The organism is Nonomuraea sp. NPDC049625 (genome assembly GCF_040675285.1).
Taxonomy (GTDB): domain Bacteria; phylum Actinomycetota; class Actinomycetes; order Streptosporangiales; family Streptosporangiaceae; genus Nonomuraea; species Nonomuraea angiospora_A.
The window spans coordinates 455,603-468,377 of record NZ_JBFAOQ010000003.1 but is presented as its reverse complement, the minus strand read 5'-3'; the positions used below and the strand labels follow the sequence as shown (position 1 = coordinate 468,377).

The 12,775-nt window shown below is 71.6% G+C and carries 10 protein-coding genes; 4 read left to right on the top strand and 6 right to left on the bottom strand.

Annotation, left to right across the window (positions count from 1 at the left end):
* Positions 1-27 precede the first annotated feature (27 nt).
* Entirely contained in the window at positions 28-1,620 is a 1,593-nt protein-coding gene (locus AB0J87_RS15610) for an FAD-binding oxidoreductase (protein ID WP_363966596.1), read from the top strand.
* A gap of 43 nt (positions 1,621-1,663) precedes the next feature.
* On the opposite strand, the gene AB0J87_RS15605 is transcribed toward AB0J87_RS15610, so the two are convergent.
* A complete protein-coding gene (locus tag AB0J87_RS15605; RefSeq protein WP_350722641.1) occupies positions 1,664-2,083 on the bottom strand; it encodes a hypothetical protein in 420 nt (139 codons plus the stop codon).
* Positions 2,084-2,453: 370 nt separating this feature from the next.
* Between AB0J87_RS15605 and AB0J87_RS15600 the strand changes: the two genes are divergently transcribed.
* Both AB0J87_RS15600 and AB0J87_RS15595 read left to right on the top strand, forming a co-directional pair.
* Entirely contained in the window at positions 2,454-3,701 is a 1,248-nt protein-coding gene (locus AB0J87_RS15600; RefSeq protein WP_363966594.1) for a metallophosphoesterase, read from the top strand.
* Between the two features lie 21 nt (positions 3,702-3,722).
* Positions 3,723-5,291 (top strand): bifunctional 3'-5' exonuclease/DNA polymerase, encoded by a 1,569-nt coding sequence (locus AB0J87_RS15595; RefSeq protein WP_363965738.1) that lies wholly within the window; start codon positions 3,723-3,725, stop codon positions 5,289-5,291.
* Between the two features lie 16 nt (positions 5,292-5,307).
* Here the strand turns inward: AB0J87_RS15595 and AB0J87_RS15590 are convergent, their stop codons facing one another.
* Positions 5,308-6,507, bottom strand: coding sequence for an MFS transporter (locus tag AB0J87_RS15590; RefSeq protein WP_363965736.1), 1,200 nt, complete (start codon positions 6,505-6,507; stop codon positions 5,308-5,310).
* Between the two features lie 116 nt (positions 6,508-6,623).
* Positions 6,624-7,439: an MOSC N-terminal beta barrel domain-containing protein gene (locus tag AB0J87_RS15585; protein ID WP_363965734.1), complete on the bottom strand. Its 816-nt coding sequence runs from the start codon at positions 7,437-7,439 to the stop codon at positions 6,624-6,626.
* A 138-nt stretch (positions 7,440-7,577) separates the two neighbouring features.
* On the opposite strand from AB0J87_RS15585, the gene AB0J87_RS15580 reads away from it, so the two are divergent.
* Positions 7,578-8,807: a transposase gene (locus tag AB0J87_RS15580; protein WP_363965732.1), complete on the top strand. Its 1,230-nt coding sequence runs from the start codon at positions 7,578-7,580 to the stop codon at positions 8,805-8,807.
* On the opposite strand, the gene AB0J87_RS15575 is transcribed toward AB0J87_RS15580, so the two are convergent.
* The 3 genes from AB0J87_RS15575 to AB0J87_RS15565 are packed head-to-tail and all read right to left on the bottom strand — an operon-like array spanning position 8,790 to position 12,691.
* Positions 8,790-9,989, bottom strand: a complete 1,200-nt coding sequence (locus tag AB0J87_RS15575) for a Cmx/CmrA family chloramphenicol efflux MFS transporter (protein ID WP_363965731.1) — start codon at positions 9,987-9,989, stop codon at positions 8,790-8,792. The two genes, AB0J87_RS15580 and AB0J87_RS15575, sit on opposite strands and share 18 nt — an antisense overlap.
* Before the next feature lie 51 nt (positions 9,990-10,040).
* Entirely contained in the window at positions 10,041-10,613 is a 573-nt protein-coding gene (locus AB0J87_RS15570; RefSeq protein ID WP_363965729.1) for a TetR/AcrR family transcriptional regulator, read from the bottom strand.
* A 41-nt stretch (positions 10,614-10,654) separates the two neighbouring features.
* Positions 10,655-12,691 carry a protein kinase gene (locus AB0J87_RS15565; RefSeq protein WP_363965727.1) on the bottom strand — a complete coding sequence of 679 codons (2,037 nt, stop codon included), beginning with the start codon at positions 12,689-12,691 and terminating at the stop codon, positions 10,655-10,657.
* Between the last annotated feature and the right edge of the window lie 84 nt (positions 12,692-12,775).

The following is a 12,775-nucleotide window of genomic DNA, read 5'->3' as shown; positions in this document are numbered from 1 at the left end:
CACAGTGTAAGCGTGACTGGAGAACCGATGCTGTGGTCCGGCTGGGGCGACCCGGCTCTCGCCCGCGAACTGCCCGAGCAGGTCCGCGCGCTCCTGCGCGACTTCCTCGGCGTCCGCGCCCCGGACGTCCCCGCCGTCGGCCTCGAATCGGTGCGCCTGCCGCCGGTCGCCCTGCCCGAGCCGCTGCTCGGCGCGCTGGCCGGGGTGGTCGGCTCCGCGTACGTGCTGACCTCGCACGAGGCCCGCGTCCGCCACACGCGCGGCAAGTCCACCCCCGACCTGCTGCGGATGCGCGCGGGGGACGGCTCGGCCGCGCCGGACGCGGTGGTGCTGCCCGGCTCGCACGAGGAGGTGGCCGAGCTGCTGCGGTTGTGCTCCGCCGAACGCGTCGCCGTGATCCCCTTCGGCGGCGGCACCTCCGTGGTGGGCGGCCTCACCGGCTCCGGCTCGGGCTTCACGGGGCTGATCGCCCTCGACCTGGGCCGGCTCGACCGCCTGCTCTCCGTGGACCCGGAGTCCCTCGTGGCCTCCTTCGAGCCCGGCGTACGCGCCCCCGAGGCCGAGCGGCTGCTCGCCGCGCACGGCCTCACGCTGGGCCACTTCCCCCAGTCCTTCGAGTACGCCACCCTCGGCGGCTTCGCGGCGGCCCGCTCCAGCGGCCAGGCCTCCGCCGGGTACGGGCGCTTCGACGACATGGTCGTGGGCCTCACGGTGGCCACGCCCACCGGCACCCTGGACCTCGGGCGCGCCCCCAAGTCGGCGGCCGGGCCCGATCTGCGCCAGCTCGTGCTGGGCTCCGAGGGCGCCTTCGGGGTCATCACGTCCCTGCGGCTGAGGGTGCGGCGGGCTCCTGACGAGCGGCGGTACGAGGGGTGGCGGTTCGGGACGTTCGCGGAGGGGACGGCGGCGGTGCGCGCACTCGCCCAGGAGGGGCCGCTCCCGACGGTGCTCCGGCTCTCGGACGAGACCGAGACCATGATCGGCCTCGCCAAGCCGGACGCCATCGGGTCGGGCGGCTCGGGCTGCCTCCTGATCGCCGGCTACGAGAGCACCCCCGCCTCGGTCTCCGGATGGGGCTCGGCGGCCGCCCGGCAGGCCGGGGCCGCCGCCGTGCTGACCCGGATGGGAGGCGAGCCGCTGGGCGCCGGGCCGGGGGAGGCGTGGGAGCACGGGCGCTTCTCCGCGCCGTACCTCCGCGACTCGCTGCTCGGGGCCGGGGCCACCGTCGAGACGCTGGAGACGGCCGGCTTCTGGGCGAACCTGCCACAGCTCTACGACGCGGTGCGGCTTGCCCTGGCGGGCGCGTTCGGCTCGCCGCTCGTCATGTGCCACGTCTCCCACGTGTACGAGACCGGCGCCTCGCTGTACTTCACGGTCGTCGTCGCGCAGGAGGGGGACCCGGTGGCGCAGTGGGAGCACGCCAAGGAGGCGGTGAACGCGGCCATCGTGGCGGCCGGCGGCACGATCACCCACCATCACGGGGTCGGACGCGACCACCGGGACGCTTATGCGGCCGAGGTGGGGCCGGTGGGGATGGGCATCCTGCGGGCGGTCAAGGACCGGCTCGACCCCGCCGGAATCCTCAACCCCGGTGCCCTCGTCCCACCCCCACCCGCGTAGCCCGGCCCACTCCCACCCACCCGCCGCCGTTGGCTCGGATGGGTCAGGGTTCGTCCGGGGGGAGGATCCGGTCGGCTTCCGCGATCGCGGCGGCGGCTTCGCTGTAGCGGTGGAGGGACTCGAGGGTGGTGGCGAGGCAGTTCAGGGCCACCACCAGCGGGGCGCCGCCCGTCAGCCGGGTGAGCGCCACCGCCTCCTGCGCCAGGGGGAGCGCCTCCGCTGCCCGGTCCCGCTTGAGCAGGAGTTTCGCCTTGGCGAGCAGGCTGCGGGCCAGCAGGGTCGTGTGCGTGCCGGGAGCACGCGCGTCGAGGGCCCGGCTGCGCGCGACCGCTTCGCTGACCCGTTTGAGTGCCGCCCCGCTCCAGCGGGATGACCGGGTTTGCGCGTATGCCAGCAGACCCTCGATGGCCTCAACGTCGGAAGTGCCGCTCCGGGTCGTGTCATCAGGGCCGTTACGGCTCATGGAGCACTCCCCTCGACGTCCCTACCGCTTGCTTGGGGGGTTGAGGGTACACCATTGCGAACCTTCTGTGTTCCTTACGGTACGGAGCGTTCCGGGTGCACGAATGGGTGATCGCGGTAAGTATGTGGTCATGGTGGAAGTCGCGGCCGAGCGGGGAAAGCAACTTTCCTCAAGGGTGTCAGAGGAGGGAGCAGGATGGGCCTGCACACAGACGGGGACGTTCGCGCAGCTCAGACCTAACGATCACGGGTTTACCTGGCTGAATTTGGTGACGCTGTGGAGATCGCGTAACGACATCCTCGCGGGGTTGTTCGGGGATCCGTCGGGAGAGGTTCGGGCGCGATGGGTGGAGGCTCAGGAAGCGCGGGGGATTGATCCGGAATTTCGCATTAAGCCCCCGGTCGGGGGAAATTTCAGTTTCCTCCTGCTCGGTGATACCGGCGAGGGAGACGCGTCCCAGTACGCCGTTGTTCCGGGGATGTTGAAAGTGGGGGAAGACACGTCGTTCGCCGTCATTGCGAGTGATGTGATCTATCCGACGGGATCGGGAAACGAGTACGGGGACAAGTTCTTCCGTCCGTACAAGGACTATGACGCCCCGATCTACGCCGTCCCCGGCAACCACGACTGGTACGACGGGCTCGGCGGTTTCATGCGGGTCTTCTGCGACGCGCCGGCGCTCAAGCCGAAGCCGGACCGGTGGCTGCGCGGCCTGCTGTGGCGCAAGCCGGAGGCCATCGACGAAGAGGGGCTGGCGCAGGCGCGCGAGCTCAGGGGCAAGCCGTCCCAGCAGGTCACGCAGCCGGGGCCGTACTGGGTGATCGAGAGCGACAGCCTGCTGATCGTCGGGGTCGACACCGGCATCAAGAACATCATCGACAAGGGGCAGACCGCGTGGCTGCGGCGCGTCTCGCGCGATCCGCGGCCGAAGATCCTCGTCACGGGCAAGCCCATCTACACCGGGAACGTCTACAAGCCCTCACCGCTGGAGGAAGGCGGCACGATCGACGACATCGTGCGCGATCCGGCGAACCGGTACGTCGCGGCCATCGGCGGAGACGTGCACAACTACCAGCGCTACCCGGTCAAAGTGGGCGACCGGGTGATCCAGTACATCGTGTCCGGCGGCGGCGGCGCCTTCATGCACGCCACGCACACGATCCAGAGGGTCGACGTCAAGGGCGTGCACGAGGACGACTTCAGGTGCTACCCGCTGCGCGGCGACTCCCTGTCCTTCTACAGCCAGCTGTACGCGCACCGCCTGAGGATGAAGTGGATCTACCTGACGCCCTCCGAGGCCCTGTGCGTCATGTCGGACCAGATCAAGAACGAGCCCGTCCGAACCCCCCAGGGCCCGGTCACGATCACCCGCAGGATGCGGTGGGCGGCGCGGCTGCTCGGGGCGTGGCCGTGGCCGCTCAGGCTGCCGGTGGACAAGGTGTTCCACCGCTACCTGTCGGAGCTGTCCGACTGGGACACGCCGCCGTTCTTCAAGCAGTTCCTGCACCTGTCGGTCACGCCCGAGGAGCTGACCGTGCGGTGCTTCGCCGCCACGGGCTGCCGGGCCCAGGAGGTCGATCCGCCGCTGGAGGACGAGGTGCGCATCGCTTTGTCGTAGCCGTTTGGCACTCTTGACCACGTGCATGTCGTGGTCGCCGGAGAGACGCTGCTGCCCGTGGGCGGCTCGGCTCGGCGTCCCGCCGACCTGGCGGGGGCCGTACGCGAGCTGGAGGAGGCCGAGCGCCCGCGGTGGGTGTGGGCCGACGCGCGGGAGGTCTACCCCGACCTGCTGAGCGCGGGCACGCGAGTCTCGCGCTGCCACGACGTCGCGCTCACCGAGGGGCTGCTGCTCGCGTACGAGGGCCGCTACGGCGAGAGCCGCTCGGCCCGGGCCGCCCACGCCCGGCTGCACGGGCTGCCGGTGCCGGAGGAGCAGCCGAACGCGCCCGGCACGCTGTTCGCGCCCGAGCCGCTCGCGCCCGAGGCCGTGGCGGAGGTGCTGGCCGACCAGCTGCGCCGGATCGAGGCGCTGCCCGAGCCGGGGAGGTTCCGGCTGCTGGTGGCGGCCGAGTCGGCGGGGGCGCTCATCGCGGCCGAGATGTCGTACGACGGCATGCCCTGGCGGCGCGACGTGCACGACGAGCTGCTGACCGAGCTGCTCGGGCCGCGGCCCGTCCACGGCATGCGCCCGGCCAAGCTGCAGGCGCTGGCCGACGAGGTGACCGCGGCCCTCGGCCAGCCGGTCAACCCCGACTCGGTGCAGCAGCTCGTCAAGGCGTTCAAGGGGGCGGGGGTGGCGTTGAAGACCACCCGGTCGTGGGAGCTCAAGCAGATCGACCACCCCGCCGTGAAGCCGCTGCTGGCCTACAAGGAGCTGGCCCGGCTGTACAGCTTCCACGGGTGGGTGTGGGCCGACCAGTGGGTGCGGGGCGGGCGTTTCCGGCCCGAGTACGTGGTGGGCGGCGTGGTGTCCGGGCGCTGGGCCACCAGCGGCGGCGGGGCGCTGCAGATCCCCAAGGTGATGCGGCGGGTGGTGGTGGCCGACGAGGGGTGGGTGCTGGTCGTCGCCGACGCCGCCCAGCTGGAGCCGCGGGTGCTGGCCGCGATGGCCGGCGACGTGGGGCTGGCCAGGGCCGCCGGGGAGATCGACCTGTACTCGGCGCTGGCGCAGTCGTTCGGCGGCGAGCGTGACAATGCCAAGATCGCGATGCTGTCCGCCATGTACGGCGGCACCAGCGGTGACGCGCCCAAGCTGCTGGCGGTGATGCGGCAGCGCTTCCCCAGGGCGTACCAGTTCGTGGAGGACGCGGCCAAGGACGGGGAGGAGGGGCGGCTCGTGCGCTCCTGGCTCGGGCGCACCAGCCCGCCGCCCTCGCCGCGGTGGAAGGAGCTGGTGTCGGGGCCCGAGGGCACGCGGGCGGCCCGGGACCGGGGGCGGTTCACGCGCAACTTCGTGGTGCAGGCCACGGCGGCCGAGTGGGCGCTGGCGCTGATGGCGGTGCTGCGCGGGCTGTTGCCGGAGCCGGCGCGGCTGGTGTTCTTCCAGCACGACGAGGTGATGGTGCACTGCCCGGCGGAGCAGGCGGAGGAGGTGATCGCCGCGGTGTCGTCGGCCGCGGTCGAGGCCACCCGGCTGCTGTTCGGGGCGACGCCGGTGCGCTTTCCCATGGAGGCGGTGGCGGTGTCGTCCTACGCCGAGGCGAAGTGACGGCCGCGTCGAGTGCCTAAGGGCGGTCGGCGCGCCAGGTGATGGTCAGCCAGATGCCCGCGAGCGCCACCATGATGCCCACGACCAGGCCGAGCACGCCGTAGCCGAGCATCCCCACGATGGCGCCCGCGACGATCGTGCCCGTGGCGCCGCAGACGTTCATCAGCAGGTCCGAGAGCCCCTGGACGGCGGGGCGGCGTTCGAGCGGGACGGACTCCGTGACCAGGGCGGAGCCCGCCACCAGGCCACACGACCAGCCGAGGCCGAGCAGCACCAGCGCGGCCGTCACCTGCCAGATCGCATGCCCGGCCGTGCCGGCGAGGGTGGCGGCGCTCAGCAGCAGGGCCATGCCGAGCACGAGCACCGGCACCTTGCCCGCCTTGTCTGCCAGCCAGCCCACCACCGGCGACAGCACGTACATGCCCGCGATGTGCAGGCTGATCACGAGGCCGATGACGTCCAGGTTCGAGCCGTCGTGGTGGAGTTTGACCGGGGTCATGGACATGACGGACACCATCGCCGTGTGGCTCACCGCGATCATGACGAGGGCGCGGCGGGCCGTCGGGGTGGTGCGGAGGGTCTGCCAGGCGGTGCGGATCGTCCCCTTGGGGCCGCGGCCGGTGTCCGGGCCCTCGTTCAGGGAGCGGGCCAGCGTGAGCGGGTCGGGGCGCAGCAGGCAGAAGATCAGGGCCAGCGCCACCGCGAACGCCAGCGCCGCGAACACGAACGGCCCCGCCTTCTCCACCAGCCCCAGCCGCATGCCGATCTGGTCGGTGGGCCTGGCCAGGTTCGGGCCGGCCACGGAGCCGATCGTGGAGGCCCAGACGACCAGTGACAGGTGCCTGGCCGAGCGGCCCTTGGGCGACAGGTCCGTGGCCGAGTAACGCGCGGCCAGGCTGCCCGCGCTCCCGCCGCCCACCAGCACCAGGCCCGCCAGCAGCAGCGGCCACGTACGCAGGCTGATCGCGAGCGCCGAGATCAGGCAGCCCGCCAGCGCCGCCGCGTACGCCAGCGACAGGCCCGCCCGGCGGCCGCCGCTGCCCGACGCCTTGGCCGTGGGCAGGGCCAGCAGCGCCGCGCCGAGCACGGTCGCGGTGCCCGCGAAGCCGCTGATCACCGTGGAGCCCGAGAGCTCGTCCACGACCACCGAGCTCAGCGCGAGCCCGACGGCGACCCCCACCCCGCTCACGATCTGCGTCGCGGACAGGACGGTCAAGGTGCGGCGCTGGACGCCGCGAATTCGGTCAGAGGACGAGACAGTGGGCGTTGTGGGGGCACTGGTCACTCGTGAAGTCTCGCATAGCCCCTGACATCACCCCAAAGGGCGATATTTCAGTGAATGGTGACTGAATCTCCCTGGGCGATGCGTCCGGGCATGTCCGGGATCAGGTTGATGCCGAACCACACCTTGCCGTCCCACCTGCGGTGCCGCGAAAGCGTCCTGATGGGCTCCTTGCCCTTCGTGTACGTGGACGTGTCGATCGTGGTCAGCACGCACCGGTCGCACCGCTTGCTCACCCGGAAGTCGACCTCGCCGATGCGTACCCGCTTCCACTCGTCCTCCGCGAACGGCGTGCCGACGCCGTCGATCACCACGTTCGGCCGGAACCGGTGCATGGGCAGCGGCTCCGGCGCTTCCTCGCCGCGCTCCAGCGCGGTCTCCACGATCCAGTCGTTCAGCAGGGCGAGCGAGGCGCTGGACGTGAGCAGCAGCGGATAGCCGTCGGCCAGGCTCACCCGGTCGTCCGGCCGCCCGTACTCGGGATTGACCGGCCGGCGGGTCGGGTCGTCGAGCCACTTGAGCCGCACGGGCCGGCCCACCAGCCCGGACAGCCAGTCCGCCGCGTCGTCGCCGCAGTCGGTGAGCTCCACGGGGGTGCGGCCCACGCTGACCGTGGACATGACGGCGGTCGGCGTGACCCGCAGCGGGACGGCGTGCGGGCCGGTCAGCGTGAGCGAGCCGCCGTCGACCCGGGCCACGCAGGCCAGCAGGCGGGGCTCCTGACGGGCGGTCAGGAGCTCGCCGTGCTCGTCGGTGATCAGGTAGCGGCGGTCGTCGGCGAGCCCCCACGGCTGCACCTCGGCCTCGTGGACCTGGTGTCCCGCGGTGGACTTGACGGGGTAAAAGTGGATGCTCGCCAAATTCATCTGAGCTGTGGCGCGGACACCCTGGTCTTTCAGGATGGGGAGGGAGCGCCACTCCTCCTTTCGAAAACAGTATGGAAAGCCTTAGTAACGCTCGATAGTGTTCGTGGTGAGTGACTCTTCCACGACAGGGAGTGTGTAATGGCGATCCGCCGCTCCACGGCCAAGCTGGCAGGCCTGCCGTCGGTGGTGCGGTTGCGGCTCATGCCTACACCTGCTCAGGCTGACGCCCTGACTGCGACGGTGCTGGTCTGTAATCAGGCGGCCACCTTTGTTTCCCGTCTGGCTTGGCAGCACCGTACCTTCACCGTCCTCCAGTTGCATCGGCTGGCCTACCATTCCGCGCGTGCGCAGTTCGCCGGGCTGGGCGCGCAGGCGGCGGTGCGGGCGATAGCCCGGGTGGCCGGTGCCTACGGCAACCGGCGAGCCACCAAGAAACGGGCCCACACCTTCCGCCAGCACGGCGCCATCCCGTACGACGCGCGCCTGATGAGCTGGTCCCGTGAAGCCCGGACCGTGTCGCTGTGGACCTCCACGGGACGTGTGGCCGTGCCATACACAGGTCGGCCAGAGGACCTCCAGGCTGTCAACGCGCTGCCTCTCGGGGAGGCCGACCTGATCTGTCGGCGCGGCGTATGGCTGCTGCAAGTTGCCATCACCTTGCCCAAGCCCCGGACGCGTGAGCCGGTTCACGGCTTTCTAGGGGTGGATCAAGGGGTGGCGAACCTGGCGGTCACGTCAGACGGGGCCGTGCTCCCCGGCTCCGCCCTGGCCGGGCCGATCACCGGCAACGGCCACGTCCGTACGCTGCGGGAGCGGCGGCATCGGCAACGCCAACGGTTGCAGAGGAAGGGCACGAGTGCGGCGCGGCGGGTCCTGCGTCGCTTGGCCGGGCGTGAGCATCGGATGATGACCGACCTCAACCATCAGCTTTCGAAACACGTGGTGCGCGAAGCCGAACGCACCGGCCGCGGGATCGGCTTGGAGGATCTGCAGGGCATCCGCGGGCGGGTAAGGGCTCATCGGTTCCAGCGGCGCACCCTGCACAGCTGGGCGTTTGCTCAGCAGATGGCATTCACCCGTTACAAAGCCGCGCGGGCCGGGGTCGCTTTCGTACTGGTCGACCCCGCACACACCTCTCAGCGCTGTCCAGAGTGCGGGTGTATGAGTAAGGCGAATAGGCCGACGCGGGGTCGGTTCGTCTGCACTGGGTGTGGCCTCGCTGGGCACGCCGATCACATCGCGGCCCGCAACATCGCCGCACGCGGCGCTGCGGGCTGGGCTGCTGTCAACCAGCCACACGCTACCGGCCTCCCTTCAGCCAGACGGGACCGTGAGAGCAAGCCACCGGCCTCAACCGGTGGTCGTTGACACGGCCGAAGGTACCCCACTGCGCTCCGGCGCCGGCGAGCGGTGCAGAGCACCCGCCACGGTCACGGTGGCCAGGGCGAGCACGCCGATCGCGGCCCCGATCCAGGCGACGGACGGGTAGCCGAGGCCCGCGCCGATGGCCAGCCCGCCGAGCCAGGGGCCGACGGTGATGCCGACGTTGAAGGAGGAGACGTTCACCGCGGCGGCCAGGGTGGGGGCGTCCTTGGCCAGGGAGAAGACGCGGGTGTTCAGGGCGGGGTTCATGCCGAAGCCGAACGCGCCGAGCAGGAAGATCAGCGCGATGGCCGCCACGGGGACGGACGCGGTCAGGGCCAGCGCCACCGAGCAGACGATCAGGCCGGCGACGCCGAGGTAGAGGGACGGGAACGGCCGCGCGTCGGCGGTCCGGCCGCCGATGGTGATCCCGATCAGCGAGCCGACGCCGTAGAGCGCCAGGACCGCGGGCACCCAGGCGGGTGCCAGGCCCGTGGTGTCGACCAGCAGCACGCTCAGGTAGCTGAAGGAGGCCAGCAGGGCTCCCGTGGTCAGCGCGGTCGTGCCGTACGCGAGCCAGAGCCTGGGGTTGATCATGGAGCGCAGCTCGTCGGACATGCGCGGGGTCGCGCCGGCCTCCGGGCGGCCGCCCGGGATGGTGCTGAGCACGCCCGCCCCGGCCAGCGCCGACAGCGCCGCGACCGCCCAGAACGCGGCCCGCCAGCCGAGGTGCTGGCCGATGACCGTGCCCAGGGACAGCCCGACGATGGTGGCGACCGTCAGGCCGCCGGCGAGCACGCTCATCGCCTTGCCGCGGGCGTTGGCGGGTACCAGGCCGATCGCCGTGCTCGCCGCCACGGCCCAGAAGCCCGCGTACACGAACGCGCCCACGACGCGGGTGGCGAACACCACGGTGTAGCTCGACGTCAGCGCGCCCGCGACGTGCGACAGGACGAAGACCGCCATGAACGTCAGCAGCGCCGTACGCCGTGGCCAGCGCAGCGTGAGGACGGCCAGCACCGGCGCCCCCACCAGCATCCCCATGGCGAACGCCGAGATCAGCAGCCCCGCCTCCGGCACGGACACCCGCAGGTCGGCGGCCATCTCCGGGATCAGCCCGGCCAGCATGAGCTCCGAAGTGCCTTGGGCGAAGATCGAAAGGCCCAATATGTAGATGGCCAAGGGCATGGTGCTTCTCCTTTTTGGATTGTTCGGTTCAAAATGAGGGCGTAAAAAAGATCAGAAAACGCCCAGGGCGGTTTTCGCGATCGACTCGAGCCCGTCCCGGTCCGTCCCGCCCCGCGCGGCCACGCGCAGGCCGCTGACGGTGGCGAAGACGAAGTGCGCCAGCGCGAGCGGGTCCCTGTCCGGGGCGATCTCGCCCCGCGAGCGGCCGGTCTCGATGGCGGCCCGGACCATCTGCCGGCGCCTGTCGTTGTCGCGCCGCAGCAGCTCGGCGATCTCCGGGTCGTGCGGGGCCAGCTCGGTCATCGAGTTGACCACCAGGCAGCCGGGCGGCTCGCCGGGCTCGGGGTCGACGGCCCACCACAGGACGGTCCTGATCTTCTCCTTGAGCGGCAGGTCGGCGTCCAGCGTCTCGGCGAGCGTGGCGTTGCGCTGGTCCATGTAGCGGGTCAGGGCCTTCACGAACAGGTCGTGCTTGCTGGCGAAGGTGTTGTAGATGCTGCTGCGCCCGAGCCCGGTGGCCGCGCACAGGTCCGCCGTCGAGGTGGCCTCGAAGCCCGCGGACCAGAACGCGCGCATCGCGGCCTCGACGGCGCGTTCCTCCTCGAACTTCCTCGGTCGCCCCATATGTCGAACATTACCCGTTTTGGACTGAACGGTGCAATACGTCAGCCATCCCGCCGGAACGTGTCCAGGAACACCTTGCGGGTCTCCGCCTGGTCGTCCCACTTGAGCTCGGGCAGGTCGAAGGTAATCTTGTACGCGGTGATGTCGTCGATCGAGACGTACCGGGTGAGCGCGTGCATGGGGACGCCACTTGCCGTGGTGTAGGTGTACTCCCAGTCGGCGGCCTGCCAGCCGCGGTAGTCGACGGCCTGGAGCTGCACCTGGATGTAGCCCTCCACGCCGCCCTTGGCCTCCTGGCGGCCCAGCTCGGACAGCCCTCCGTCGGTCTGCGGGCTCACCTTCTGCACCATGATCCGCATGCCGGAGTCCTTCGGCCCGCTGAACGTGGTCACCCCGCCCGACGTCGCCGGCTTCCAGCTCCCGGGCACGGCGGCGGCGAACCCGGCCGTGCCGTGCTCGGTGTAGCCCGACGGTATCGCCGAGGGCTCGGCGTTCCCGGGTTTGGCGGGTGAGGACGTCGCGGCCTGCGACGTGGCCGTCTGCGGGGGCGGCGACCCGCCCGGCATGAGGAACATGACGGCGCCCACGACGGCGGCCACCGCCACGATCACGCTGATGATCGTGAGCGGCGTCGGCCGCCCGCGGCGCACCCACATCCCGTCGTCCTCGTCGGGCCTGCGCCGGCTCTTGCCGGTGCGCGGCGCCGTGCTGGGCAGCGTGGCCAGGCGGTTGTGGCCGAGGTCGCGGGACAGGTCGCGCGACTGCTCGCGCAGGTCCTCGGCGGAGGCCAGCGGCCACGGCGTGGCGGCGGACGACGTACGGCTGTCCGTGGTCAGCGGCAGGATCGGCGCCGGCTGCGGGCCGGACTCGTCGCCGCGGCCCCTGGGAGCCCGGTGCGGACCCGAGGGCATGCCGAAAGCGGGCTGCGCCCCCGAGGGCCCGCCGAACTCGGGCGGCGGCGGCACCAGCTGGTCGGTCCGGTGGCTGCCGGAGGGGCTCGTCAGGCCGTCGAACGGCATCGAGTGACCGCCGGACGGGCTGCTCATCGGGTCGTACGGCACGCGTATCGGACCCGAGGGCGTCTCCACGATCCGCGACGGCATCGGCCCCGACGGGGAGTCCAGCAGCCCGGAGGCCGGCATGTCCCCCGGGGCGGGCCCGGCGGTGGGCAGCGACTCGGCCGGGCGCGGGCGGACGGAGCCGTGCGCGCGCAGCACCGCCTCCAGCATCTCGATGACCTGGTCGGAGGTCAGCCGCTGGGCCGGGTCCTTGCGCAGCAGGCCCTCGACCACCGGCATCAGCGAGCCGGCCCGCTGGGGCGCGATCGGCTCCTGCGTGAGCACCGCGCCGAGCACCGCCACCGGGTCGGGCCCCTCGTACGGCGGCCGCCCCTCGAGGGCGGCGTACAGCGTCGCGCCGAACGACCACAGGTCGGCCGCCTGCGTGATCGGCTGCCCGGACAGGCGCTCCGGCGGGATGTACGCGGGCGACCCCATGAGCAGACCGGTCTGCGTGATCGCCACGTCGCCCTCGATGGCCGCGATGCCGAAGTCGGTCAGCACCACCCGGTCCTGGGTCAGCAGCACGTTGCCGGGCTTGATGTCACGGTGCAGGATCCCCGCGGAGTGCGCGTGCCTGAGCGCGTCGAGCACCCGGATGCCGATCTCGGCCGCCTGCAGCACCGGCAGCGGCCCGCTCTGGCGTACGGCCTGCTCCAGGGACCACGCGCGGACCAGCTCCATCACGATCCACGGGCGGCCGTCCTCCTCGACCACGTCGTGGACGGTGACGATGCCGGGATGCGTCAGCCGCGCGGCCGACCTGGCCTCGCGCAGCACGCGCCGATGGGCCCCCTGCATGCCCGAGTGGTCGAGCCCGTACGGGAGGATCAGCTCCTTGACCGCCACGTCCCGGTCGAGCAGGACGTCGTGGGCGTGCCACACCATGCCCATGCCGCCCCTGCCGACAGGTGACATGAGCCGGTAACGCCGGCCGATCAGACGGCCCTGGCTCTGCGGGGCGCCGCTCGGGGCGCCCCCTTCCGCGCCGGGGCCGCTGAGCAAGCGGTCGGCTGCCATGATCCCGCCCCCATCCCGCGCTACGAGCAATTTAAAGTGGTTCGTTACGATATCGGCGGGGCATGCGCAAGGGAAGCTGGAGCA

Bases quoted from the DNA above. Each gene is read 5' to 3' on its own strand.
- AB0J87_RS15610 (WP_363966596.1), top strand. From the start codon at position 28: ATGCTGTGGTCCGGCTGGGGCGACCCGGCTCTCGCCCGCGAACTGCCC.
- AB0J87_RS15605 (WP_350722641.1), bottom strand. From the start codon at position 2,083: ATGAGCCGTAACGGCCCTGATGACACGACCCGGAGCGGCACTTCCGAC.
- AB0J87_RS15585 (WP_363965734.1), bottom strand. From the start codon at position 7,439: ATGAATTTGGCGAGCATCCACTTTTACCCCGTCAAGTCCACCGCGGGA.
- AB0J87_RS15580 (WP_363965732.1), top strand. From the start codon at position 7,578: ATGGCGATCCGCCGCTCCACGGCCAAGCTGGCAGGCCTGCCGTCGGTG.
- AB0J87_RS15575 (WP_363965731.1), bottom strand. From the start codon at position 9,989: ATGCCCTTGGCCATCTACATATTGGGCCTTTCGATCTTCGCCCAAGGC.
- AB0J87_RS15570 (WP_363965729.1), bottom strand. From the start codon at position 10,613: ATGGGGCGACCGAGGAAGTTCGAGGAGGAACGCGCCGTCGAGGCCGCG.
- AB0J87_RS15565 (WP_363965727.1), bottom strand. From the start codon at position 12,691: ATGGCAGCCGACCGCTTGCTCAGCGGCCCCGGCGCGGAAGGGGGCGCC.